The sequence below is a fragment of the Bradyrhizobium sp. PUT101 genome (assembly GCF_052043945.1).
Classification (GTDB): domain Bacteria; phylum Pseudomonadota; class Alphaproteobacteria; order Rhizobiales; family Xanthobacteraceae; genus Bradyrhizobium.
Genome location: NZ_CP197207.1, coordinates 3,643,830 through 3,665,109 on the forward strand (window position 1 = coordinate 3,643,830; position 21,280 = coordinate 3,665,109).

A 21,280-nucleotide genomic window follows, 5' to 3' on the forward strand; every position below is an offset into this window, starting at 1 on the left:
TTCAGCTTCCTTGACTCACGACGCGCGTGGTGCGCGGGATCGCAACCACCGCGTCATCGGCGACCAGCACCACGTCGATGCCGCGCGGAAACAGCGCCTCGTTGACCCGCAGGCGCTCGAACAGGTCGAAAGGCTTGATCGACGCCTGCAGGGACGCGACACCGTCGATGCCGGGGCCCCGCATCTCGAAGGCGCGCCCCGAAACCAGGCTATCGACCTGAATGATCACCGTCGTCGAACGATCCGGATATTCGCTCGTCCCGAGCGCAAACCGGTCGAGCGGCGGAAGCGCCGTGCCGTCGCTGATCAGCGCGAAGCTCGCGATCGAGCAATCCTGCACCACCGGCGCGCCGGTATGGAATTTCAGCCATTTCACCAGGTCGGAGCTCTCCGCCATCCGCGTATCGAGCCAGAGCGGCGTGTCGTGGTCGAACAGCGTGAGCGCGATCGCGGCGGTGCCGCGCATCATCGGCCCTGGCGCTCCCGCCATCGGCACGATGCGCTGGACCGAGCCCGGCCGCGCCATCGCGTCCATGACCGAGCGAAAGGTCGATTGCGCCGACAGCACCTTGTCGACGAAACCCGGCGGCAGTTCCGCAATCGTGGTCATGATCTCACCCCTCACCGCGCACCATGGTGTAGAAATCAACCTTCGTCGCAGCGGTCTCAGCCGCCGCCTGCTTGCGTTCGATCATCAGTTGCTCGCGCAACGGCGCGACAACGTCCCGCTCCACGGCGCCGCCGTGATCACGGGACTGCATCAGCGCATCGCACAGCGCGATCAGCCGCGCCTTCTCACCGTCACGGCCGAGCGTGTAGCCGAACCCGACCTCACCGCTCGCAAGCCGCACCGCGGCGCGCGAGACCGTGGCTTCGCCGAGATTGAACGGTGCGCCGTCGCCGCCGACCCGGCCGCGCAGCATGACGAGGCCGCTTTCGGGCGCGCGCAGGTCCTGATGGGCCGGGAGGGCCAGGTTGCGGAGGCGAGCGGCGATCTCGCCCGCCTCCGCGTGCGCCAGCACCGCCATCGCGGCCTTGCGCTGGGCTTGCTGGTTGTTGTGCTGCGTCACCTGGTCCACCGAACTTGCCGGATTGAAGTTGTCTATGATAATAGACAACTTCATACGGACGCGCCATGACTGTTTCGTGACAATGATGTGATTTCTGGAGTAGGCTTCCCGCGACATGAGCATGCAGGACACAGCCTCCTCGGGCGTCGCGCTATGGCGCCTCGTTGCCGACGGCATCGAGCGCGGCATCGCCGACGGCCGCTTTGCGGCCGGCGACAAGCTGCCGGGCGAGATGGAGATCGCCGAAACCTATCGCGTCAACCGGCACACCGTGCGGCGCGCGCTGGCAGCCCTTGCCGAGCGTGGCCTCGTGCGGGCCGAGCGCGGCAGCGGGACCTATGTCGAGGCGCAGAAGCTCGCCTATCCGCTGCGCTCGCGCACGCGCTTTTCCGAGATCGTCGGCGCGGGCGGCCGCGAACCGCATGGACGGCTGATCGAGGCGACCGACGATATCGCTACGCGCGAGCTCGCACGGGAGCTGGGACTGAAGACCGGCGCACCCTTGGTGCGGATCGAGGCGATTCGCCTCGCCGACCGCACGCCGATCTGCGTGTCCACCACCTGGCTGTCGGCGGAGCGGTTTCCGGACGCCGGCGCCGTGTTCGCGGCGACGCGCTCGATGACGAAGCTGCTGGCGCATTACGGCGTGCGCGACTATCGCCGCGGCGCGACCCGAATCACGGCCGGCATCGTCGACGCGACCGATGCCGTACGGCTCGATCTGGCGCTGGGCCGGCCGATTCTGGTGGTCGATGCCACCGACAACGATCTCACGGGCAAGCCGCTGCTGACGAAGCACTCGCGCTTCGCGGCGGAACGGGTGGAATTTCTGGTGGAGAACGGGTGAGGCTTCGCCACGCTTCACCCTCTCCCCTTGCGGGAGAGGGTGGCTCGCCGCAATAGCGGCGAGACGGGTGAGGGGTATCTCTCGGCGCGCGAGTTCGCGGGCAGATACCCCTCATCCGGCGCTTCGCGCCACCTTCTCCCGCAAAGGGAGAAGAAAGTTAGGCCACCGCCCTGCGCCCGATGATCGCAAACCGCAGCTTGCCCGAGATGAAATCGATCGCGGCCACCGCAACCAGGATCATCAGGATCAGGAACGACACCTTCTGCCATTCCAGCACGCGGATCTGCTCGGCGAGCTGGAGGCCGATGCCGCCGGCGCCGACGATGCCGATGATGGTGGCCGAGCGGGTGTTCGATTCGATGTAGTAGAGCACCTGGCCGGCGATGACGGGCAGCACCTGCGGCATCAGGCCGAAGCGGATCTCGTGCAGGGCACTGCCGCCGGAGGCGCGGATGCCCTCGACTTCCTTCTGGTCGGCGCCCTCGATCGCCTCCGAGAACAGCTTGCCGAACGCACCGAAATCCGACACCGCGATGGCCAGCACGCCGGCAAACGGGCCGAGCCCGACCACGTTGATCCACACCAGCGCCCAGATCAGCGTATCGACGCCGCGAATCGAATCGAGGAAGCGCCGGACCGGGAAGCGAAAGAAACCCGACGGCACGATGTTGCGCGCCGCAAGCAGGCTCACCGGCAGCGCGAACAGTGCGGCGAGCGTGGTACCGAGCAGCGCGATCGACAACGTCTCGCCGAGCGCCTTGAGATACAACGGCAGCGATGCGCCGGGATCGGGCGGGATCATCATCATCGTGATCCAGCCGAGCTGGCTGACGCCGGCAACGAGACGCGACGGTGAAAAATCGAGGTCGACCAGCCCGAACACCAGAAGTGCGAGCGCGGCGGCGATCATCGCCGGCGTCGCGAGACGCGCGGACGCCGGCCGGCTGAAGACATCAGGATAGCGCGCGCGAAGCTGTGCCGTATCGACGTCGGGATGGTGGGTCATGTCCGTGCCTCTCTGCCGAACAGGCGGCCACGCAGCCAGCCGGTGCCGATGTCGATGAGGAAGACAGTGACGATGATGGTCAGGAGGATCGCGCTGACGTCGGAATAGTAGAACTTGCGGATCGCAACAATCAGCTCCATCCCGATGCCGCCGGCCCCGACAAAGCCCATCACCGAGGCTTCTCGCACATTGATCTCGAAGCGCAGCAGCGCGTAGCTGACATAGCCCGCGATCACCTGAGGCAGCACGGCAAAACGCATGCAGGACAGCCAGCTTGCCCCGGTCGAGCGCACGCCTTCGACCGGCCTCATGTCGGCATTCTCGACGATCTCGGAGAACTGTTTGCCGAGCGCGCCGGTCGAATGGATGGCAATCGCCAGCACGCCCGCCATCGGCCCCAGACCGAAGGCGATGACGAAGATCAACGCGAACACGATGCTCGGCACGGTACGGGCGAACTCGAGCAGGCGGCGCACCACGAAGAGCAACCAGCGCGCCGGCGCGGTGTTTTCGGCGGCGAAGAAGTTCAACGCAACCGCGAAGAGCGCGCCAATCAGCGTGCCGACATAACTGATCAGCAGCGTTTCGCCGAGCAGCTTCAGCCATTTGTGCCAGCCCCAGAACCACTCGCCGGGATCGGTCCAGACACGTTGGCCGGTCTCGAGCGTGAGAATGCGATCGAAGTAGCTGACGAAATTGCCGAAATGGGCGAAGAAGGTGCGCAGGTTCACTTCGGCGCCGATCGCAGCGACAAGCAGCGCGGCGATGAACAGCACAGCGCCAAGCAGCAGCCGTAACCGCTTGCGCGCGACCGCCTTGCGATAGGCCGCATTCAGCGCAGTCAGCTGCTGCTCGGGAAGGATCGAAACCGCAATGGTCATTCGGTGGGAGGCCAGCCGATCATGGAAAGAGCCGGGTCGATTGACCCGGCTCGGGCGACGTGTCCCTTACGGTCAGGACGCCTTCTTGCGCAGATGGTCGACGAACTTAATCAGCTCGATCGTCTTGTTGTACTCTTCGTTCGTGACCGGATCCCAGGGCTTGTTCTTGCCGTCGGAGAGCTTCTTGAAGGCTTCGGGGTCCTTCTGTGCGGCATCCAGGAATGCCTTCTTGATCGCGGCCTTCATGTCGTCCGGAAGGTCGCTGAGATAGGCGACGGGCGAGTTGATGATCATGTCCGACTTCACGATGACCCGGAAGTCCTCCTTCTTCATCGGCGTGCCGTCGGCGCTCTTCACCATGCCCTTGTTGAGCATGCGGGTCAGGTTGGAATCATCCTCGGCGTTCCACCAGTTGGCGGCGACGTCCACTGTGCCCTGCGCGAGCGCCAGCACCGCGTTTTCATGGCTGCCGGTGAAGACGACCTTGGAGAAATAGGCCTCGGGATCGACGCCCATCTGATTCAGCTTGAAGCGGGGCATGTTGTTGCCCGACGTCGAGTTCGGGTCGACGAGCCCGAGGTTCTTGCCCTTGAGGTCCTCGACCTTCTGGTAGGGCGATTTCGCGAGCACGTAGAAGACCGAGTAGTAGCCCTTTGAGCCGTCAGCATTGACCTCGATCGCGAACGCATCGGTCTTGACACCGGTCAGCCGGGCGCGGGCAAAGGCTGCAGGGCCGTAATAGCCGATTTGGATATTTCCGGCGCGCTGGCCTTCGATCACGGCGGCATAGTCGTTTGCGACGCGCAGCGTGACCTTCGTGCCGAGCTCCTTCGACAGATAGTTGATGAAGGGCGTAAACCGCTCGGTGACACCGGAGGCATTCTCCGCCGGAACGACCGCCAGAGTGATCTCCGGATATTTCTTCCGCCAGTCTTCGGCAGAGGCGGAGGTGGTGAAGGCCAGGGCCGCGGCACCGGCAAGAATCAATCGACGAGTAATCATGATACCCCTTTTCTTCAGCTGGAGTTCGTTTAACGCGAAACGTTGAGCGTGCGCTTCCGCCGCTCAGGCGGCGGCAGCGCTGCCGAGCGCCGGAACACCCTCGGGCGCGGCGGCCGGCGCGCCGCCCATGACCTCGTTGGCTTCGAGATCGTAGAGCTCCCGCGCAATCCGATCTGTCAGCATCGACGGCGCGCCGTCGAACACCACGCGGCCTGCGGCCATGCCGATCAGGCGGTCGCAATAGCTGCGGGCGAGATCGAGCGAATGCAGGTTGCAGAGCACGGTGATGCCGAAATGCTTGTTGATGCGCAAAAGGGCATCCATCACGATCTTGGTGTTGCGCGGGTCGAGCGAGGCGATCGGCTCGTCGGCCAGAATGATGTCGGGCTGCTGAACCAGGGCGCGGGCGATCGCCACGCGCTGCTGCTGACCGCCGGAGAGCTGGTCGGCGCGCTGGGCGGCGAGCGAAGCGATATCGAACTGTTCCAGTGCGGACATCGCCAGCGCCTTGTCCTGCTCCGGCCAGATTTGCGACAGCGAGCGCCAGGCCGGCATCGTCGCGAGCCGTCCCATCAGGACGTTGGTGAGGACATCGAGTCGGCCGACCAGATTGAACTGCTGGAAGATCATCGCCGACCGCGCCCGCCATTGGCGCAGATCCTTGCCGCGCAATGCGGTGACGTCGACGCCGTCGAACAGGACGCGTCCCTCGCTCGGCGTCACCAGACGATTGATGCTCCGCAGCAATGTCGACTTGCCGGCGCCGGATCGCCCGATCACACCGACGAAGCCGCCGGGAGAAACTTGAAACGAAGCATCGTCCACCGCGGCTTTTGCGCCGAAGCGACACGTCAGACCATCCACCACCAGCATGCAGGGCTCCAGAGTAGCTGGAGCCAATCGCTAACGTCCATGCTTAACACTTGTGTGACACGATCGTTGCAGCGCAGCGATCCTGCACACGTCATCCCCTGTCATCGCTACGTCATGACATTGTCATGAATCCGCTCGAAGAGGAACGCCCGCCCCTCGCACCTCGGATACAACATGGCCGCCAAAGCTCTTTCGGTTCAGCCGACCATCGACCCCTCGGCCAAACTGCATGAGACTCGGCTCGGCGCCTACACCGAGGTCGGCGCGCGCACGATCCTGCATGAAGTGGCGATGGGCGATTACTCCTATGTCGTCAACGATTCGCAGATCACCTACACCACCATCGGAAAGTTCTGCTCGATCGCGGCGATGACGCGCATCAATCCCGGCAACCATCCGATGCACCGCGCGACGCAGGCGCACTTCACCTACCGCTCCAGCGCGTATTTCGAAGGTGAGAGCGACGATGCCGAGTTCTTCGACTGGCGGCGCCAGCACCACATCCATATCGGCCACGACGTCTGGATCGGCCATGGCGCGATCGTGTTGCCGGGTCGCAACATCGGCACCGGCGCGGTGATCGCGGCCGGCGCCATCGTCACCAAGGACGTGCCGGCCTACACCATCGTCGCGGGCAATCCGGCTCGTGTCGTGCGGCGGCGGTTCTCGGAGGAGATCGCCGGGCGCCTTGCGAAGCTCGCCTGGTGGGACTGGGATCACGACAAATTGCGCGCGGCGCTGCCCGATTTCCGCAAGCTCGGGATTGAAGATTTTCTTTCGACATACGAAGCACGAGCGAGCTCTCTCACCAATTCTCCGGTCAGCAAACGAAGCGCGATCGCGTGACAGACATATTCCTCGAAGGCGGCCGCGCCCTGATCGGCGCCGAGCTCGTCGAAACCTCACTTCTCGTGTCCGGAACGGACATTGCACAGGTCGATGCTTCTCGCGGTCGTGCGCGGCTGGCGATCGATGCCCGGGACCTGCTGGTGCTGCCCGGCATCGTCGATCTGCATGGCGATGCCTTCGAGCGGCAGATGATGCCGCGCGCCGGCGTCGATTTTCCGATCGATGTCGCGCTCGCCGACAGCGATCGCCAGGCGATCGGCAACGGCATCACCACTGTCTTTCACGCCACGACCTGCTCCTGGGAGCCGGGCCTGCGCAGCGCCGACAATGCGCGCGGCCTGATGGAGGCGATCGAGCGGCAGCGCCCGCAATTCGCCGCCGACACCCGCTTCCATCTGCGCCACGAGACCTACAATCTCGACGCCGAGGCCGAGATCGCCCAGTGGCTGGCCGAGGGCCGCGTCGACCTGTTCGCCTTCAACGACCACATGGACGGCACCGTCGCCGACCTGGCCAAGCCGCGCAAGCGCAACCGCATGGTGGAGCGCACTGGCCTTTCCAGCGAGGAATTCGACCGGCTGGTCGAGCGCGTGGTTTCGCGCGCGGACAAGGTGCCCGCTTCGGTGTCGCGCCTCGCCGCTTCTGCCCGCGCGGCGGGCGTGCGGATGCTCTCGCATGATGACGCAACGCCGGCGATGCGCCGGGAGTTTCGCGAACTCGGCGCTGACATCGCGGAGTTTCCGGTCAACGAGGAGACGGCGCTGGCGGCAGCGAGCCACGGCGATGCCATCGTCTATGGCGCGCCGAACGTCGTGCGCGGCGGCAGCCACACCGGCTGGACCAGGGCCTCCGACATGATCGCCAAGGGGCTCTGCTCGGTGCTGGCGTCGGACTATTATTATCCCGCACAGCTGCTCGCCGCGTTCCGCCTCGCCGCCGATGGCGTGGTGCCGCTGGCACAGGCCTGGGACCTGGTCTCCGCCGGGCCGGCGCGCGCGACCGGCCTTGCCGATCGTGGCATGCTCGCGGAAGGACGCCGCGCCGACATTCTCCTCGTCGACGACGGCGTGAAGCTGCGGCCGCGGCTGATCGCAGTGATCTCGGGCGGCAAGCTCGTGCATCTCACCGACGCGACAAGGCTGCTCACTGCCGTGACGGCGCCGCGCGAAGCTGTCGTCGCGGCCTAAACCGGTTATGCTGAGGCAATGACAGGTTTCCCCCGCTACGCGATCTACTTTTCCGCCGGCGCCGACAGCGCCCTCTCCTGCTTCGGCGCCGAACTGCTCGGCTATGACGCCTACACCGGCGATGAGGTTTCGTTTCCGCAAGAAGCGTTGCGCGTCGCGCCGGACTGGCGCGACATCACCGCCGATCCCCGCAAATACGGCTTTCACGCGACGCTGAGGGCGCCGATGACGCTGGTATCAGGCAGGACCGAGGCCGAGCTCATGGCGGCCTGCGCGACGTTCGCCGGCCAATCGCGGACAATTCCGGTGATCCGCCCTGTCGTCGATACCATCAGCGGCTTCATTGCCGTCATTCCGGCCGCGCCAGTCGACGCTCTCCAGCAGTTCGCCGCCGATTGCGTTCATGAATTCGACTCCATCCGCGCGGCCCTCACCGCGGAAGATCGTGCGCGGCGCAAGCCCGAAAAACTCACCGAGCGGCAGCGCGACTATCTCGACCGCTGGGGCTATCCTTACGTGATGGAGGAATTCCGCTTCCACATGACGCTCACCGGCCGGCTGGATGCAGAGCGCCGCGGGCCGATACTGGAGATGTTACGGGCCCGGTTTGCGTCGCTTCGTCTCGGCGCGCTGGCGATCGACCGCCTCGCACTGTTCAAGCAGGACGACGCGAAGGCTCGCTTCCGCATCATCGGCGAGTGGGCGTTGACGCGGTAAGCGCCTCACTCTCAGCTCCCAAGATTGAAGGCGAGCGCCACGGCGCCGACCAGGACGAGACTGGTCGCCCAGACTGCATCCAGATTGAACCAGCTTCGCGAGACGAACTTCAGCCCCAGATAACGATAGACCAGCCAAGCCAGACATCCGCCGGCGCTGACCATGGCGGCAACGTGCACCAGGGCCACGAGCACCGCCATCCCGATACTTGCCTTCATCAACTCGCCCGCCGCCTCATGTCCGGCATCGAGCTCGAAGGCCTGGCAGAGCCCAAGATAGATCGGCACGAGCATCAGGGCGGCGCCGTGAGCGATGGCGACGGCAAACGACCAGAGCACCAATTGCGCCGGCGGAATTCGTGCCAGCGCGCGGGGATGGCGCCGAATGATCAACCGATAGACGCCGAAGCCGATGACGAGAAGGCTCGCACCGATCTGGATCGGACGCTGCCACTCCGCCAGCACGAGCAGGAACGCGAATGGCAGCAGCACGAGAAGCGTTGCGAGCAGATGCCCGGCGGACAGGGCCCACAAGGCGCGAAAAAGCGCGCGCGGGCTCTTGTCCATGAGCCCGGCCGAAACGGCGAGCGGCCATCCCATGCCCGGATTGACCCCATGGTAGAGACCGCTCGCGACGAGAGCGAGCCACAGCCAGCCGAGTGCCGGGCTCGCGTGCCCCCAATCTAGACCGACGGATAGCAAAAGGAGTCCGTCGAACAATCGCCGCCCTCGAGCCTGATCTGGTGCGCACGATATCCGTCGGGGAAGCTCACGAAAAAGTCCTTGTCGAGCTCGAGGCCGCCATTGCGATCGACATTGGCCATGACCTCCACGCCCGGAACCCCATCGGGATAGAACTGGTCATCCCAGGTGGAATAGAGCGAGTTGGTCCAGTAAACGCGCCTGCCGTCGCGGCTGATCTCGACCATCTGCGGACCCGCCGCAAATGCCTTGCCGTTCGGGTGAGGCGTGCGGCGCGCGATACCGCCGATGTGGACCGAGCCCGCAAGCTTCGGCTTGCGCGGATCACTGACGTCGTACTGGCGCATTTCACCCGTGCCCCAGCACGAGACATAGAGAAACCGGTCATCCATCGACAGGTCGATGTCGGTCACCAGCGGCGGCACGGCGCCAAATCCCTGGAGCAGCGGCGGGAGCTTCTCCTTTGGCGCGGGCTCGGGCGGGATGGTCGCCGTCTTCTCCGCATGGAATTTCCCGCCTTCTCGCCACCAGGTCCAGATCGATGCTTCGAGATTCGTGGTGTCGACCACGACGCCTACGAAGCCGTACTCGCGAACCGGATCGTGCGCCGGTCGTACCTCCAGCGCCATTTGATGATTGGCGCCGAGGTCGATGGTCTGGACGTTGCGGCGTGCGCGAAGATCCCAGAAGTGGAGACGATGTCCATATTTGTTCGCAAGCAGATCTTCCGGGACGATCCCGTTCTCGAATTGCGGCGGCAACGCCCATTCGCTCGTCACCATGTAGTCGCGCGGCAGATTCCACCAGAAATCATAATGCAGCGTCTGTGGACCGCGGTCGATCTCCCATCGTCCGAGGACCTCGAAGGTCTCGCAATCCATGATGAAGACGCCGGGAGGGCCGTCGGTACCGTCCTTGCCGCCGCCGCCCAGCGTGCTCACGTAAATGCCGTCCGGCCCGCAATGGATCGTGTGTGGCCGCGAGTACCCGGTCTTCTTGAAGACTTCCTCTGGCTCGATGATCTTGTGGATCTTGGCTTTGGTCGGATCGGGCTTGGTATCGATGATGTAGATGCGCGACGAGCGCAGCCCGGGAATGATGAGATAGCGCCGCTCGACGAAGGCATGTCCGGCGAGCGGCGACAAGGCGGAGGAGCAGGCATTCCAGCCGAAGTGATGAAACTCATCGCCCTTGTTGGGCATCGTCACGGTGTGGACGACTTGGCTATAGGTCGGCGATCCCGGCTTGACGTCGATGACCGCGAGAGCATCCGGCTTCGAGAAGTCCGGACTGAGCAGCAACGTGTAGGCAAAGTTCTCCGCAGGTGCTTCCATCGCAAGCTTGGGCGATGCGTGAAAGGTGGGATCCGGCCTCATCGTCATGGCACTGCCTCCCTGTTCTGTCGGTTTGCGCCAACCTGACTCGGGATAACGGCATAGTGAAGAGGTATTGCGCGATGTCTCGACTGCTCCGCAGAGTCTGGTTGGTCAGCGCACGATACTTGATCGCCGGGTCCGGGGAAACTGGCGGAATTGCGCCAATTCGACACCTCTAACCGAATGGGCAGCCCCGTCATTGGGAGCGCAGCAAAAATTGTCTCCGCGGAACCGGTCTGGATTGCTTGGTCGCTTCGCTCCTCGCAATGACGACGGAAAGACCGAATTTCGGCGGGAGAAGGTTACCTCCCCCACCGCAGTGCCAGCGCGTCGCGCTCCTTGGCGAGCTCCAGCAATCCCGCGCGCGTTGCCGGATGCAGCGGCTGGAGCGGATGCCGCACGGCTTCCGACTTGATCACGCCGCCGGCCTGCATCATGACCTTGCAGGCGATCAGGCCGCATTGGCGGTTCTCGTAGTTGATCAGCGGCAGCCAGCGCTCATAGGCGGCCTTCGCTTCCTCGCGCTTGCCGGCGAAATACGGATCGATGATCTGGCGGATGCCGTCGGGATAGCCGCCGCCGGTCATGGTGCCGGTGGCGCCGGCGTCGAGATCGGCCATCAGCGTGATCGCCTCCTCGCCGTCCCAGGGGCCTTCGATATCGCTGCCGCCCGCCTCGATCAGGCTGCGCAGCTTTGCGGCGGCGAAGGGAACCTCGATCTTGAAATAGCGGATGTTGGCGAATTCGCGCGCCAGCCGCGCCAGCAGCTCGACCGAGAGCGGCGTGCCGGCCACAGGCGCGTCCTGGATCATGATGGGAATGTCGATCGCGCCCGAGAGCACCTTGAAGAATTCGACGATGCCCTTCTCGGGGACCCGGAAGGTCGCGCCGTGATAGGGCGGCATCACCATCACCATGGCGGCGCCGGCCGCCTCGGCCTGCCTGCTGCGCGCCGCGCACACGGCCGAGCTGAAATGCGTGGTGGTCACGATCACGGGAACCCGGCCGGCAACATGTTCCAGCACCGCATGCATCACCGTCTCGCGCTCGGCGTCGGTGAGCACGAACTGCTCGGAGAAATTGGCGAGGATGCAGAGACCGTGCGAGCCGGCGTCGATCATGAAATCGACGCAGCGGCGCTGGCCCTCGAGGTCGAGCTCACCGCGCTCGTCGAAGATGGTGGGCACGACCGGGAACACACCGCGATAGGGACGCTGGGCCTTGTGTTGTGGCGCGACCGGCATCGAACTCTCCATCCCTGATATGTCTTACGTCTGTCTCAGCGCTCGCGGAACGAGGCGCCACAGATGTACCCGCCACGCGGACCGACGGCAATGCCCGCGCGACATCGGATGGAAAGACCAGAGGAAGCTATGCGGTCTTCACGGCTCCCAAGAAGCCCTCGACCGCGGTGCGCAGACGATCGGCGTCGGCCGACATCTTCTTGACGGACTCCGACAGCACCGTGCCGGCGTTGCCGGTCTCCTGGTTGAGCCTCGCGACGCTGCCGATGGTGTCGGTCACCTCCCGGGTGCCTTGAGCGGCCTGCTGGAAGTTGCGCGAGATCTCCGTGGTCGCCGCGCGCTGCTGCTCGACCGCGGCGGCAATCGCCGTCATCTTCTCGTCGATGCCGCCGATGGCGCCGCCGATCGAGCGGATCGCGGCAACCGCCTGGCCGGTGGCGCCCTGGATTTCCGCGACCTGGCGCGAGATCTCTTCCGTCGCTGTCGCCGTCTGGGCGGCGAGGCTCTTGACCTCGCCCGCGACGACGGCGAAGCCGCGGCCGGCCTCACCCGCGCGCGCGGCTTCGATGGTGGCGTTCAATGCCAGAAGATTGGTCTGGCCGGCGATGGCGTTGATCATCTTCACGACCTCGCCGATGCGGCTTGCGGTCTGGTCGAGGATCTCGACCGTCGCATTGGTCTGCTCGGCCTGCGCCACGGCCTCGCGGGCCTCGCGGGCGCTCGACTGCACCTGCGCGGAGATCTCGCCGACGGATGCGGAGAGCTCTTCGGTCGCGGCTGCGATGGTCTCGAGATTGTTGGTGGCTTGCTCGGCGGCGGACGAGACCGCGGCGGTCTGGCTGCTGGAGTCCGAGACCAGCGAGCGTACGCCGGTTGCGGTGGCGTCGAGCTCCCGCGTCGAGGCCACAACACTCTGAATGACCGCCTGCACCGTATCATCGAAACTGCGGCAGGCGGCGTCGACAGTGCCCGACCGCGCGAGCTGAAGCGCCTGTTGCGATTCGCGTTCCCGGCCCAGCCGTTCCGCGGTCGCCGCGCTCTCGCGCAGGCTCTCGAGGGCCGCAGCCATGGTGCCGAACTCGTCAGGATGGCGGGATTGCGGAACCGGCGTCGCATAATCGCGCCCACCGATGCGCGCGATGGCATCGAGGATGGCGCGCACCGGACGCATGAGGCGATTGCGTACCACGAACACGCCGGCCAGGGTCACGGCCAGCGCGAGCAGGAACGCGAGCGACTGCACGATGAGATTGGTCAGGGCTTTCGCCTGAACCGTCTCCGCGCGCGCGATCGACAGGTCGAGCGCCTTGTTGGCGACCGCCACGATGGACGCGAAGGGCGACTGGCACAGTGCGTTCCATTCCGAGGCGGGCATCGCGGGACGGCCGCTGCCGTCGAAGTTCCTGGTCAGATCGCCGATATGCTTGAGAACGCCGTCGGTCTTGGCGCGTGCCTCCCGGGCCGTGTTGACGAGGTCCGCCGTCACATCAGGCGCAGCCAGCAGTTCCTGCATGCCGACCCAGCCGGCAGTGATCGTGCCATTCCATCCGGCCACGGTCTGCTTCTGGGTCTCGTCGAGCGGCTTTGAGCCGTTGACGTTCGGACGCAGGGTCGAGCACTGAATGCCATAGCGATCGCGCACCTGCCAGGCGAGGCGACGGGCCTGGATCATACGGGCGATGAAAGGATCGTTCATCCAGGCGCGGTTCGACACCGCGGTGGACGCCAGATTGGCGGTTTCGATCACCTTGGTGACGGCATCGTACCAGGCCGCTGTGCGCTCCACCTTGCGCTCGGCGCGCGGCAGCTTGGCCTCATCGTAGAACAGCTGGAACTTCGGCGCGGCCTCGCTCCAGCGCTGCTTCAGCGTGTTTGCGAGCTCGTCGCGCCGGGCAAATTCGACGGTGGGGAGCGCCGCGGCAATGGCATCGTAGCCGGCCTGCTCCGCCTTCTCGACGGCGCCGAGCTTGGCGCGCGGATCGTCCTCGCCGAGCAGCGCACTCTGGGCATCGCCGCGATTGTTGCGCAAGGCCAGCACGCCATGGAAGATCGCCTTGTCGGCATTCGCGAGCCGTTCGGTCTCCAGGCTGTCGCTGTAGCGGCCGAAGGCCTCGACCATCTGGATCGCCGTGCTGGTCAGCGCCCCGACGGCCAGTAGCGCCATCAGAACCAGGAGCAGCGTGCTTACCGATTTCTTAAAAATTGACATGGACCAAAAGACCTACTCGTCACAAGCGGCCATCCTGCACGGTGACATGCCAAAGTTTCGTTAAGGTTATTTCAAATGATATGGACCTCGGAAGCTGCCACTCTGTCGGGAAGTCGGCTCACGCCACTTTCGTGAAATCCGGCGGCCGGCGCTCGGCGAACGCCGTAAACGCCTCGCGCGCCTCCGCGGTGCGCAGACGCTGCGCGAACTGCTCGCCTTCGGCCTGCATCTGCGCGACCAGCGCCTCTCCGTTCCGCATCAGCCGCTTGGTCGCGACGAGGGCGCCGGCCGGCTGGCGGGCGAGACGCTGCGCAAGCGCGAGCGCCTCGGCATCGAGCTTGTCGAGCGGCACCACACGGTTGGCAAGGCCCCATTCCAGCGCCGACTTGGCCGGCACGGTCTCGCCCAGCGCGAACATTTCATAGGCGCGCGCATGGCCGATGCGCGCCGGCATCAAGAGGCTGGAGGCGGCCTCCGGCACCAGCGCAAGGCTGACGAACGGCGTCGACAATTGCGCGTTGTCGGCGAGCACGACGAGATCGCAATGCAGCAGCATCGTGGTGCCGACGCCGACGGCACGGCCCTGCACGGCTGCGACCAGCGGCCGGGTGCAGCGCGCCAGCGACTGGATGAAGCGCACGACGTTGCGGCTGCCTTCGGACTTGCCGGCTGCGACCGCGGCGAATTCGCCGACGTCGTTGCCGGCGGTGAACATGTCGCCCTCGCCGCGAATCAGGATCACGCGAGCGGACGGGTCGAACTCGGCGGATTCGATTGCATCCGCCAGATTGCCGTACATCGCGTCGGTCAGCGCGTTCTTCTTGTCGGGGCGCGCCAATGTCAGCGTGAGAATTCCGCCGTTGCTCTCGATCCGGACGTGCTCGGTCATTCGTCTGCTCCTCTTGGAAACTTGTCCTGAATGCTCGTCAGCCAGCGCGCGACGATGTCGATCTCCGCAGCCGTAAATCCTTCCGTCAGCGCCGCGTTGACCTCCGCCGCCGAGGTCTTCGCCTGCGCCAGCGCGGTGCGCCCCTTGGGCGTCAGCCAGATGCGCCACGCGCGGCCGTCCTCGCGATCGGCGCGCCGCTCGATCAACTTTGCGGCCGCCGTGCGGTCGACCAGGCCGGAAATGCCGGCCGGCCCCATATCGAGCGCCGCGCCCGCCTCGCCGATCAAGACGCCGTCCTGCTTGCCGAGGATGAACAGCAACCCCGCCTGCGCCGGCGTCACCGTGCTCTGAGGCTGCGCCGCCATCCAGCGCTGCAAGCGGCGATGCGCGACGCTCAGCAGGTAGATCAGCCGATGATGCTTCGCCGCGGACTCGTTATTTCGCATGCGAAACATCTAGCCGGGCACGAGGCGATTGTCAAACGAGCCGTTTCGTCACGGCGCACAGGTAAAGCTCGACGCCTCCGTCACCGCACCCGCCTTGTAGTGCGGCCAGGCCGGCCAGCGGCACAGCGGCAGCGCGCGCAGCGCCGCGAACGACGGCGCCTCGACCTTCTGCTCGGTGACCTCCAGATCGCCGGGCGCCTTGCCTTTCTCGACCCAGTCGACCAGCACGCTCAGCATGTCGACATTGGCCGGCGCGCCGGAGCCGACATGGTCGACGCCGGGCGCGGTGTAGAGCCGCGCGAATTCCGCGGTCTCGGCCTTGCCCATCTTGCGTTCGACGCTCTCGAAATAGCGGATGCCGGCATAGGGGCTCTGCGCATAGTCGGCCATGTGCTCGAGCATGATCAGCCGGCCGCCGCGCATCCGGAAGCGGCTGAGGTCGGGATCGGTCGAATCCATCAGCTTCGACACCTCGAGCAGCCGTGCCTTGTGGTCCTCCAATTTGTAGGTGGTGACATCGAGCTTCGGATCGCGCGCGAAGACATATTGAATGCCGCCGGCGCCGTAGATCCAGGCGATGCCGTTGTTGCGGGCAGGCGGCTGCGCCGGCGGCGCGGTGCCGAGCCACCACGCGACCCAGCCACCGGTCGGCCCGATCGCCGGCGTGTCCTCGCCCGAGACGCCCCAGCCTGGATAGTCGTCGACGCCGTTGGCGAGCGCGAACGGGAACTTGTAGGTCGCATGCAGCGTGTTGATCGCCTTGATCTGGCGATCGGTGAGGCACTGATCGCCGCGCTGGCCCGCCGCGCAGCGCAGCGTCTCGACCTTGAATGTCGCCTTGCAGGCGACGGGATCCTGCACCAGCGCATCGTCGGAGCCGTCGGCCTTGTCGCAAGCCGCCCGCACGGCATCGCCGACCAGCTTCACCTGCGCCGGATTGATCCAGCCCTCACCCATGGTCACCAGGCCCGAGCGGGTTCCGGCATGCTGCAGGCCGACCCAGTTGATCACGGGCACCCGCGCGAAGATCCCGTCGAAATCATCGGGATAGCGCTGCGCCATGGTCAGGCCTTCGCGGCCACCTTCGGACGAGCCCATGAAGTACATCTTGTCCGGCTTCCTGCCGTAGGCGCGCTGCATCAGGGCGACGGCCGCGTCGCGCACCTTCTTGTAGGCACGATGAGCGAAATTCTCGAAGGCCTCGTCGTTCAGCGCAAACAACTGCGGCGGCTCGCCCGGCTTGGCTTCGTGCCCGGAATCGGTGCCGTAGGTGACGAAGCCGCGCGCGAGCGGCGACGGCTTGTCGAAAGGGTAAGCCGGCGGCAGCGCAAGGCCGGTGATCAGCACGCCGTTGAAACCGCCGCCGCCATATTGCAGCGAACGGCCGTTCCATTCGACGGGAAGATTGACCTGGAATCTGATCGGCGGCGCTTGGGGGTCGACAGCATCGATATGGCCGAGCACCTTGCAGAAGGCAGGATTGGCGGGCGTGACGCGCCCTGACGGCGTCGGGCCGCGCTCGGCAACAGCGAGAGTCGATGGCGACTGAAACGTCGCGGCATCGATCTTCACGGCATCGGTGCCGCCGACCAGCCCCTTGCAGACCGTCTCGGCATCCTCCGCCAGCGTCACCGCCAACGCACCACTCGCGCTCATTGCGGCCGCAGTGCCCACGAGCCATGCACACAGCTTCGCTCTGTTTCGCTGCATCGTTTCCACCCGGCTTGTTCTGTTGCGTTCGGAAGTTCGCCGCATTCAATGCAACCTTCGCCCGTCCGTCAATCGCTGACGCCGGCTTTCCGTCAGAATGAGCCCAGCGCAGTGCCCAGGGCGATCACCGCCACCAGCGCCAGGAGCGAGGTCACGATGCCCACCATGACGATGTCGAAATAGCTGTCACGATGTGTCAGGCCGCAGATCGCGAGCAGGCTGACCACTGCGCCGTTGTGCGGCAGGATGTCGAGGGTACCCCCACCGATCACCGCCACGCGATGCATCAACGCAAGGTCGATGCCGGTCCGCGCGGCAAGCTCGACGTAGGTCGGGCCGAGGGCGTCGAGGGCGATGGTCAGGCCGCCCGAGGCCGACCCTGTCAGTGCCGCCAGGACGTTGGTCGCGACGGCGAGCGAGACCAGCGGTCCCCCTTCGATCGCCAGCACCCAGTCGCGCACGATCGCGAACGCCGGCAGCGAGGCCACGACGGCGCCGAAGCCGACGAGGCTGGCGACGCTGAACGCAGGCAGGACCGACGCATTGGCCCCGGCGTCCATGGTCCGGCGCAGCGCCGGCAGGCGCGCCCAGTTCAGCGCGATGGTCGTGACAATGGCGGCAGCCAGCGCCACCGCGACCGACCACACGCCTGCAACGGCTGCAAGCGTCGTGTCACCAAAGCGTTGCTCAGCGAGATAGCTGACATCGAGCCGCGGCAGCACCACCAGCGACATCACCAGATTGACGGTCACGACGACGACGAGCGGCGCCATGGCGTTCAGCACGGGCGATGGCCGCTCGCTGCGATGACCGTGCTGTAGCTCCGCCGGATCGAACTCGCGGGCAGTCGTCGCGCGCTCGCGCACGAGCTCGTCGGCAGCGGCCTGCTCGATCGCGCCCTCGGCATCGTCGCCATAGCCTTCCCCAGCGCGGTGCGCCGCAGCTTCAGCGCGATGCAGCCACCACAATCCGGTGCCGAGCATGATGAGCGAGGCGACGATGCCGAGGCCCGGCGCGGCAAACGGCGTCGTGCCGAAGAACGGCATCGGGATCGCATTCTGGATCGACGGCGTGCCAGGCAGGGCCGACATGGTGAACGTCGACGTTCCCAGCACGATCGCGGCCGGGATCAGACGACGCGGAATCGAAGCGGCACGAAACAGCGAGCGTGCCATGGGAACAATGACGAAGAACGCAACGAACAGACTGACACCGCCATAGGTGACCAGCGCGCCGGCGAGCACGACCGCCAGGATCACGCGCCGTTCGCCGAGGCGCTCCGCCATGAAGCCGGCGACCGACGTCACCGCGCCGCTGTCATCCATCAACTTGCCGAAGACGGCGCCAAGCAGAAAGATCGGGAAGAACTGCGCCAGAAATCCCGCCGCGTTCACCATGAACACCTGGGTCAGGTTCGCGAGCAGCGGCTCACCGCCGAACAAAGCGGCAATGAGTGCGGCGAACGGCGCGAGCAGCAGGACGCTCCAGCCGCGGAAGGCGAACAGGACGAGCAGGCCGAGCCCGACGAGGAGGCCGAGGAGACCCATGCCTCAGCACTCCGACAGGAGGACGTCGAGATCGGCGGTCGAACGACGGCCGATATCTGCGCCGTGCTCGCCGAGGAAGACGTCCGCGGCCGTGCGTCCCTCGGCGCGCAGCATCGAGACGAACTCCCACTCCGCGTTGAGCTTCGAGGAGGCCCCGAACTTCGCCAGCATGTCGCTCTTGATCCGGTGTGTGCGCATCTTCGCCCAGCGCGCGCCCTCGCCGCTGCCGGGATCGGCCGCCTGGCGCAGCAGCGCGATCATGCGCAGCTCCTTCATCAGCGGCGAGTTGAATGAGATTTCGTTGAGCCGGTTGAGGATTTCCGCAGCCGTCCGCGGATCCTCCAGCCGCTCGGTCGGATTGATCTGGACGAGAATGGTGTCATGCGCGTCGCTCTCGCGCACCAGCGGCGTGATCGTCGGGTTGCCGGCAAAGCCGCCGTCCCAATAGGGCTCGCCGTCGATCTCGATCGCGCGGAACATGGTCGGCAGGCAGGCCGATGCCAGCAGCACATCCGCCGTGATCTCCGCGTTGCGGAAGATACGGCCGCGCCCGGTGCGCACCCGAGTCGCGGTGATGAACAGCTGGATCGGCGAGCGCACGAGGCGTTCGAAATCGATACTCTCGGCCAGCACCGCGCGCAGCGGATTGTAGCCGGTCGGATTGAGGTCGTAGGGCGACAACACACGCGACATCAAATCGGTGAGGATGTAGAAGGGCGACGTATCGAGGGTCCAGCGCCCCATCAAGCGATCGAGCGGAGAGCGTTGTAGCGGGCTGTAGGCCGCGGCCTTCGAGACACGGCGCCAGTATCGGTCGAGCGCCTCTCGCGCGCCCTCGGCGCCGCCGGCTGCCCAGCCGTCCGCCAGAACCGCCGCATTCATCGCGCCTGCGGAGGTTCCGGAGATTGCGGCGATCTCCAGCCATTTCTCCTCCAGAAGACGGTCGAGCACACCCCAGGAGAAGGCGCCGTGCGAACCGCCGCCCTGAAGCGCGAGATCAATCAGTACGGCGTCCCGTTCCATGGCGGACACTCACGCAACTGAAGCTCAAATTCGACGCGATTTTTGACCGGGCCGAATTCGACGACAGTGTGGGAGCAGTTGCTGCAAGTTGCAACCGGAACGTGGGGTGGTCTAGAGCTATTTCCGTTCTGATGCGATCGGAACGGAAATGGCTCTAGATTCTGGTTGACGCGTTTTCTTTATCCACTTCGCTTGAAACGCTTTAGTGCTCGAACACCAGCCGCGCGCCGATGGTGCCGTCGAGGGCGCGGATCTGCTGGAGCAACTCGCCGGAGTCCTGGCCGCCGAGATCGGCGTCGAGCACGACATAGCCGAGGTCACCGGCGGTCTCCAGATATTGCGCGGCGATGTTGATGTCGCGCTGGAGGAAGACCTCATTCAGCCGCCGCAGCATGCCCGGCACGTTGCGATGGACATGGCTGAAGCGCGCCCCGGAGGGGCGAAGATGCAATTGCACTTCCGGGAAATTCACCGCGCCCATGGTCGAGCCGGTGATGAAATAATCGACCAGCTTGCGCGCGACCTCGCCGCCGATGCGCTCCTGCGCCTCTTCGGTCGAGCCGCCGATATGCGGGGTGAGGATGACGTTCTCGAGGCCCTGAATGGGACTCTTGAAGCGATCGGAATTCGAGGACGGCTCGACCGGAAACACGTCGACGGCCGCGCCGGCGAGGTGACCGTCGCGCAGGGCGACGGCAAGCGCGTCGAGATCGACCACGGTGCCGCGGCTGTTGTTGATCAGGAACGAGCCCGGCTTCATCGCCCGCAGCTGCTTCTCGCCGATCATGCCCGCGGTCTCCGGCGTCTCCGGCACGTGCAGGCTGACGACGTCGCTCTGCGCCAGCAGCTCTTCGAGCTTCTCGACCGGCTCGGTGTTGCCGTGGCGAAGCTTGTCGGTACGGTCGAAATAGATCACGCGCATGCCCATGGCTTCGGCCAGGGTCGAGAGCTGCGAGCCGATATTGCCGTAGCCGACAATGCCGAGCGTGCGGCCGCGCACCTCGCGGCTGCCGGTCGCCGACTTGTCCCAGCCCCCCGCATGGGCCGACACCGAGCGCGGAAAGATCCGCCGCAGCAGCATCACGATCTCGCCGATCACGAGCTCGGCGACGCTGCGCGTGTTGGAGAAAGGCGCGTTGAAGACGGGAATGCCGCGCTTGCGCGCCGCCAAAAGCTCGACCTGGTTGGTGCCGACGCTGAAGCAGCCGACCGCGAGAAGCTGGTCGGCCGCCCCGAGCACCTCATCGGTGATCTGGGTCCGCGAGCGGATGCCGAGCAGCGACACGCCCTTGAGCGCGCGCCGCAGGTCCTCGCCGTCCAGCGCCTTGGTCAGCCGCTCGACATTGGTGAACCCCGCGCTCCTGAACAGGTCCACGGCACTGTCATTGACGCCCTCGAGCAGCAGCGCCTTGGCGCTTCGCTCAGGGCTTTGACCTGGGGCTGGCATGGAATCTCCGTAAGTAGCAGCGTTGCCGCAGCTCATAGACCGTCGAGGATGTGCAGCACAATAGGGGTCGGATACGGGGAGAAGATGGGCAGGAGCCCGTGCGCTTGGCATCCCACCAGCTCCGCCGTTCCCGCGCTCACAGCAGCCGTCCCGTCATCCTGAGGCGCAAGTGGCGCGATGCTTGGCATCGCGCCGGGAGCCTCGAAGGATGAACGACCCCGATGCAGCCGGGCCGTCGCCCTTCGAGGTCCGCTGA

General features: G+C 65.6%; 20 protein-coding genes. 4 read left to right on the plus strand and 16 right to left on the minus strand.

All coding sequences use genetic code 11. The annotated features are described in order from the left end of the window. Window position 1 precedes the first annotated feature (1 nt). Together phnH and phnG are read right to left on the minus strand one after the other, a co-directional pair. The gene (gene phnH, locus ACSHT2_RS17855; RefSeq protein ID WP_440642702.1) at window positions 2-610 is read right to left on the minus strand and encodes a phosphonate C-P lyase system protein PhnH; all 609 of its coding nucleotides are present in this window, start codon (window positions 608-610) and stop codon (window positions 2-4) included. Between the two features lie 4 nt (window positions 611-614). Further along, a complete protein-coding gene (phnG, locus tag ACSHT2_RS17860) occupies window positions 615-1,079 on the minus strand; it encodes a phosphonate C-P lyase system protein PhnG (RefSeq protein ID WP_440642866.1) in 465 nt (154 codons plus the stop codon). Between the two features lie 106 nt (window positions 1,080-1,185). On the opposite strand from phnG, the gene phnF reads away from it, so the two are divergent. Further along, window positions 1,186-1,917, plus strand: coding sequence for a phosphonate metabolism transcriptional regulator PhnF (gene phnF / locus ACSHT2_RS17865; protein WP_440642703.1), 732 nt, complete (start codon window positions 1,186-1,188; stop codon window positions 1,915-1,917). Window positions 1,918-2,074: 157 nt separating this feature from the next. On the opposite strand, the gene phnE (ACSHT2_RS17870) is transcribed toward phnF, so the two are convergent. From phnE (ACSHT2_RS17870) to phnC, 4 genes are all read right to left on the minus strand, one after another. Continuing rightward, window positions 2,075-2,923, minus strand: coding sequence for a phosphonate ABC transporter, permease protein PhnE (gene phnE, locus ACSHT2_RS17870; RefSeq protein WP_440642704.1), 849 nt, complete (start codon window positions 2,921-2,923; stop codon window positions 2,075-2,077). Continuing rightward, on the minus strand, window positions 2,920-3,804 hold the full coding sequence (gene phnE / locus ACSHT2_RS17875; protein ID WP_440642705.1) for a phosphonate ABC transporter, permease protein PhnE: 885 nt from the start codon (window positions 3,802-3,804) through the stop codon (window positions 2,920-2,922). Before phnE (ACSHT2_RS17875) ends, phnE (ACSHT2_RS17870) begins: the two co-directional genes overlap by 4 nt. 72 nt (window positions 3,805-3,876) lie before the next feature. After that, window positions 3,877-4,806: a phosphonate ABC transporter substrate-binding protein gene (phnD, locus tag ACSHT2_RS17880; protein ID WP_440642706.1), complete on the minus strand. Its 930-nt coding sequence runs from the start codon at window positions 4,804-4,806 to the stop codon at window positions 3,877-3,879. A 63-nt stretch (window positions 4,807-4,869) separates the two neighbouring features. Then, entirely contained in the window at window positions 4,870-5,679 is an 810-nt protein-coding gene (gene phnC / locus ACSHT2_RS17885; protein ID WP_440642707.1) for a phosphonate ABC transporter ATP-binding protein, read from the minus strand. 174 nt (window positions 5,680-5,853) lie between these two features. Between phnC and ACSHT2_RS17890 the strand changes: the two genes are divergently transcribed. From ACSHT2_RS17890 to ACSHT2_RS17900, 3 genes are read left to right on the plus strand one after another with little or no spacing between them, the layout of a single operon-like run. Beyond that, window positions 5,854-6,525: a transferase hexapeptide repeat family protein gene (locus tag ACSHT2_RS17890; RefSeq protein WP_440642708.1), complete on the plus strand. Its 672-nt coding sequence runs from the start codon at window positions 5,854-5,856 to the stop codon at window positions 6,523-6,525. Then, window positions 6,522-7,715, plus strand: coding sequence for an alpha-D-ribose 1-methylphosphonate 5-triphosphate diphosphatase (locus ACSHT2_RS17895; RefSeq protein WP_440642709.1), 1,194 nt, complete (start codon window positions 6,522-6,524; stop codon window positions 7,713-7,715). The genes ACSHT2_RS17890 and ACSHT2_RS17895 overlap by 4 nt, the downstream gene beginning before the upstream one ends. Before the next feature lie 18 nt (window positions 7,716-7,733). Further along, entirely contained in the window at window positions 7,734-8,432 is a 699-nt protein-coding gene (locus ACSHT2_RS17900) for a DUF1045 domain-containing protein (RefSeq protein ID WP_440642710.1), read from the plus strand. 11 nt (window positions 8,433-8,443) lie between these two features. Here the strand turns inward: ACSHT2_RS17900 and ACSHT2_RS17905 are convergent, their stop codons facing one another. The 10 genes from ACSHT2_RS17905 to serA form a co-directional block, all read right to left on the minus strand. Beyond that, window positions 8,444-9,031: a hypothetical protein gene (locus ACSHT2_RS17905; RefSeq protein ID WP_271527457.1), complete on the minus strand. Its 588-nt coding sequence runs from the start codon at window positions 9,029-9,031 to the stop codon at window positions 8,444-8,446. Window positions 9,032-9,114: 83 nt separating this feature from the next. Further along, window positions 9,115-10,515: a selenium-binding protein SBP56-related protein gene (locus ACSHT2_RS17910; RefSeq protein ID WP_440642712.1), complete on the minus strand. Its 1,401-nt coding sequence runs from the start codon at window positions 10,513-10,515 to the stop codon at window positions 9,115-9,117. Between the two features lie 296 nt (window positions 10,516-10,811). Beyond that, window positions 10,812-11,753, minus strand: a complete 942-nt coding sequence (locus ACSHT2_RS17915) for a dihydrodipicolinate synthase family protein (protein ID WP_440642713.1) — start codon at window positions 11,751-11,753, stop codon at window positions 10,812-10,814. A 127-nt stretch (window positions 11,754-11,880) separates the two neighbouring features. Next, window positions 11,881-13,962 (minus strand): methyl-accepting chemotaxis protein, encoded by a 2,082-nt coding sequence (locus tag ACSHT2_RS17920; protein ID WP_440642714.1) that lies wholly within the window; start codon window positions 13,960-13,962, stop codon window positions 11,881-11,883. Window positions 13,963-14,080: 118 nt separating this feature from the next. Further along, the gene (locus ACSHT2_RS17925; RefSeq protein WP_440642715.1) at window positions 14,081-14,851 is read right to left on the minus strand and encodes an enoyl-CoA hydratase; all 771 of its coding nucleotides are present in this window, start codon (window positions 14,849-14,851) and stop codon (window positions 14,081-14,083) included. Further along, the gene (locus ACSHT2_RS17930) at window positions 14,848-15,297 is read right to left on the minus strand and encodes a MarR family winged helix-turn-helix transcriptional regulator (protein WP_440642716.1); all 450 of its coding nucleotides are present in this window, start codon (window positions 15,295-15,297) and stop codon (window positions 14,848-14,850) included. Before ACSHT2_RS17930 ends, ACSHT2_RS17925 begins: the two co-directional genes overlap by 4 nt. A gap of 48 nt (window positions 15,298-15,345) precedes the next feature. Beyond that, window positions 15,346-17,007: a tannase/feruloyl esterase family alpha/beta hydrolase gene (locus ACSHT2_RS17935; RefSeq protein ID WP_440642717.1), complete on the minus strand. Its 1,662-nt coding sequence runs from the start codon at window positions 17,005-17,007 to the stop codon at window positions 15,346-15,348. A 92-nt stretch (window positions 17,008-17,099) separates the two neighbouring features. Next, entirely contained in the window at window positions 17,100-18,554 is a 1,455-nt protein-coding gene (locus tag ACSHT2_RS17940) for a GntP family permease (protein WP_440642718.1), read from the minus strand. A gap of 3 nt (window positions 18,555-18,557) precedes the next feature. Continuing rightward, the gene (locus ACSHT2_RS17945; RefSeq protein WP_440642719.1) at window positions 18,558-19,577 is read right to left on the minus strand and encodes a patatin-like phospholipase family protein; all 1,020 of its coding nucleotides are present in this window, start codon (window positions 19,575-19,577) and stop codon (window positions 18,558-18,560) included. 202 nt (window positions 19,578-19,779) lie between these two features. Continuing rightward, a complete protein-coding gene (gene serA / locus ACSHT2_RS17950) occupies window positions 19,780-21,024 on the minus strand; it encodes a phosphoglycerate dehydrogenase (RefSeq protein ID WP_440642720.1) in 1,245 nt (414 codons plus the stop codon). Between the last annotated feature and the right edge of the window lie 256 nt (window positions 21,025-21,280).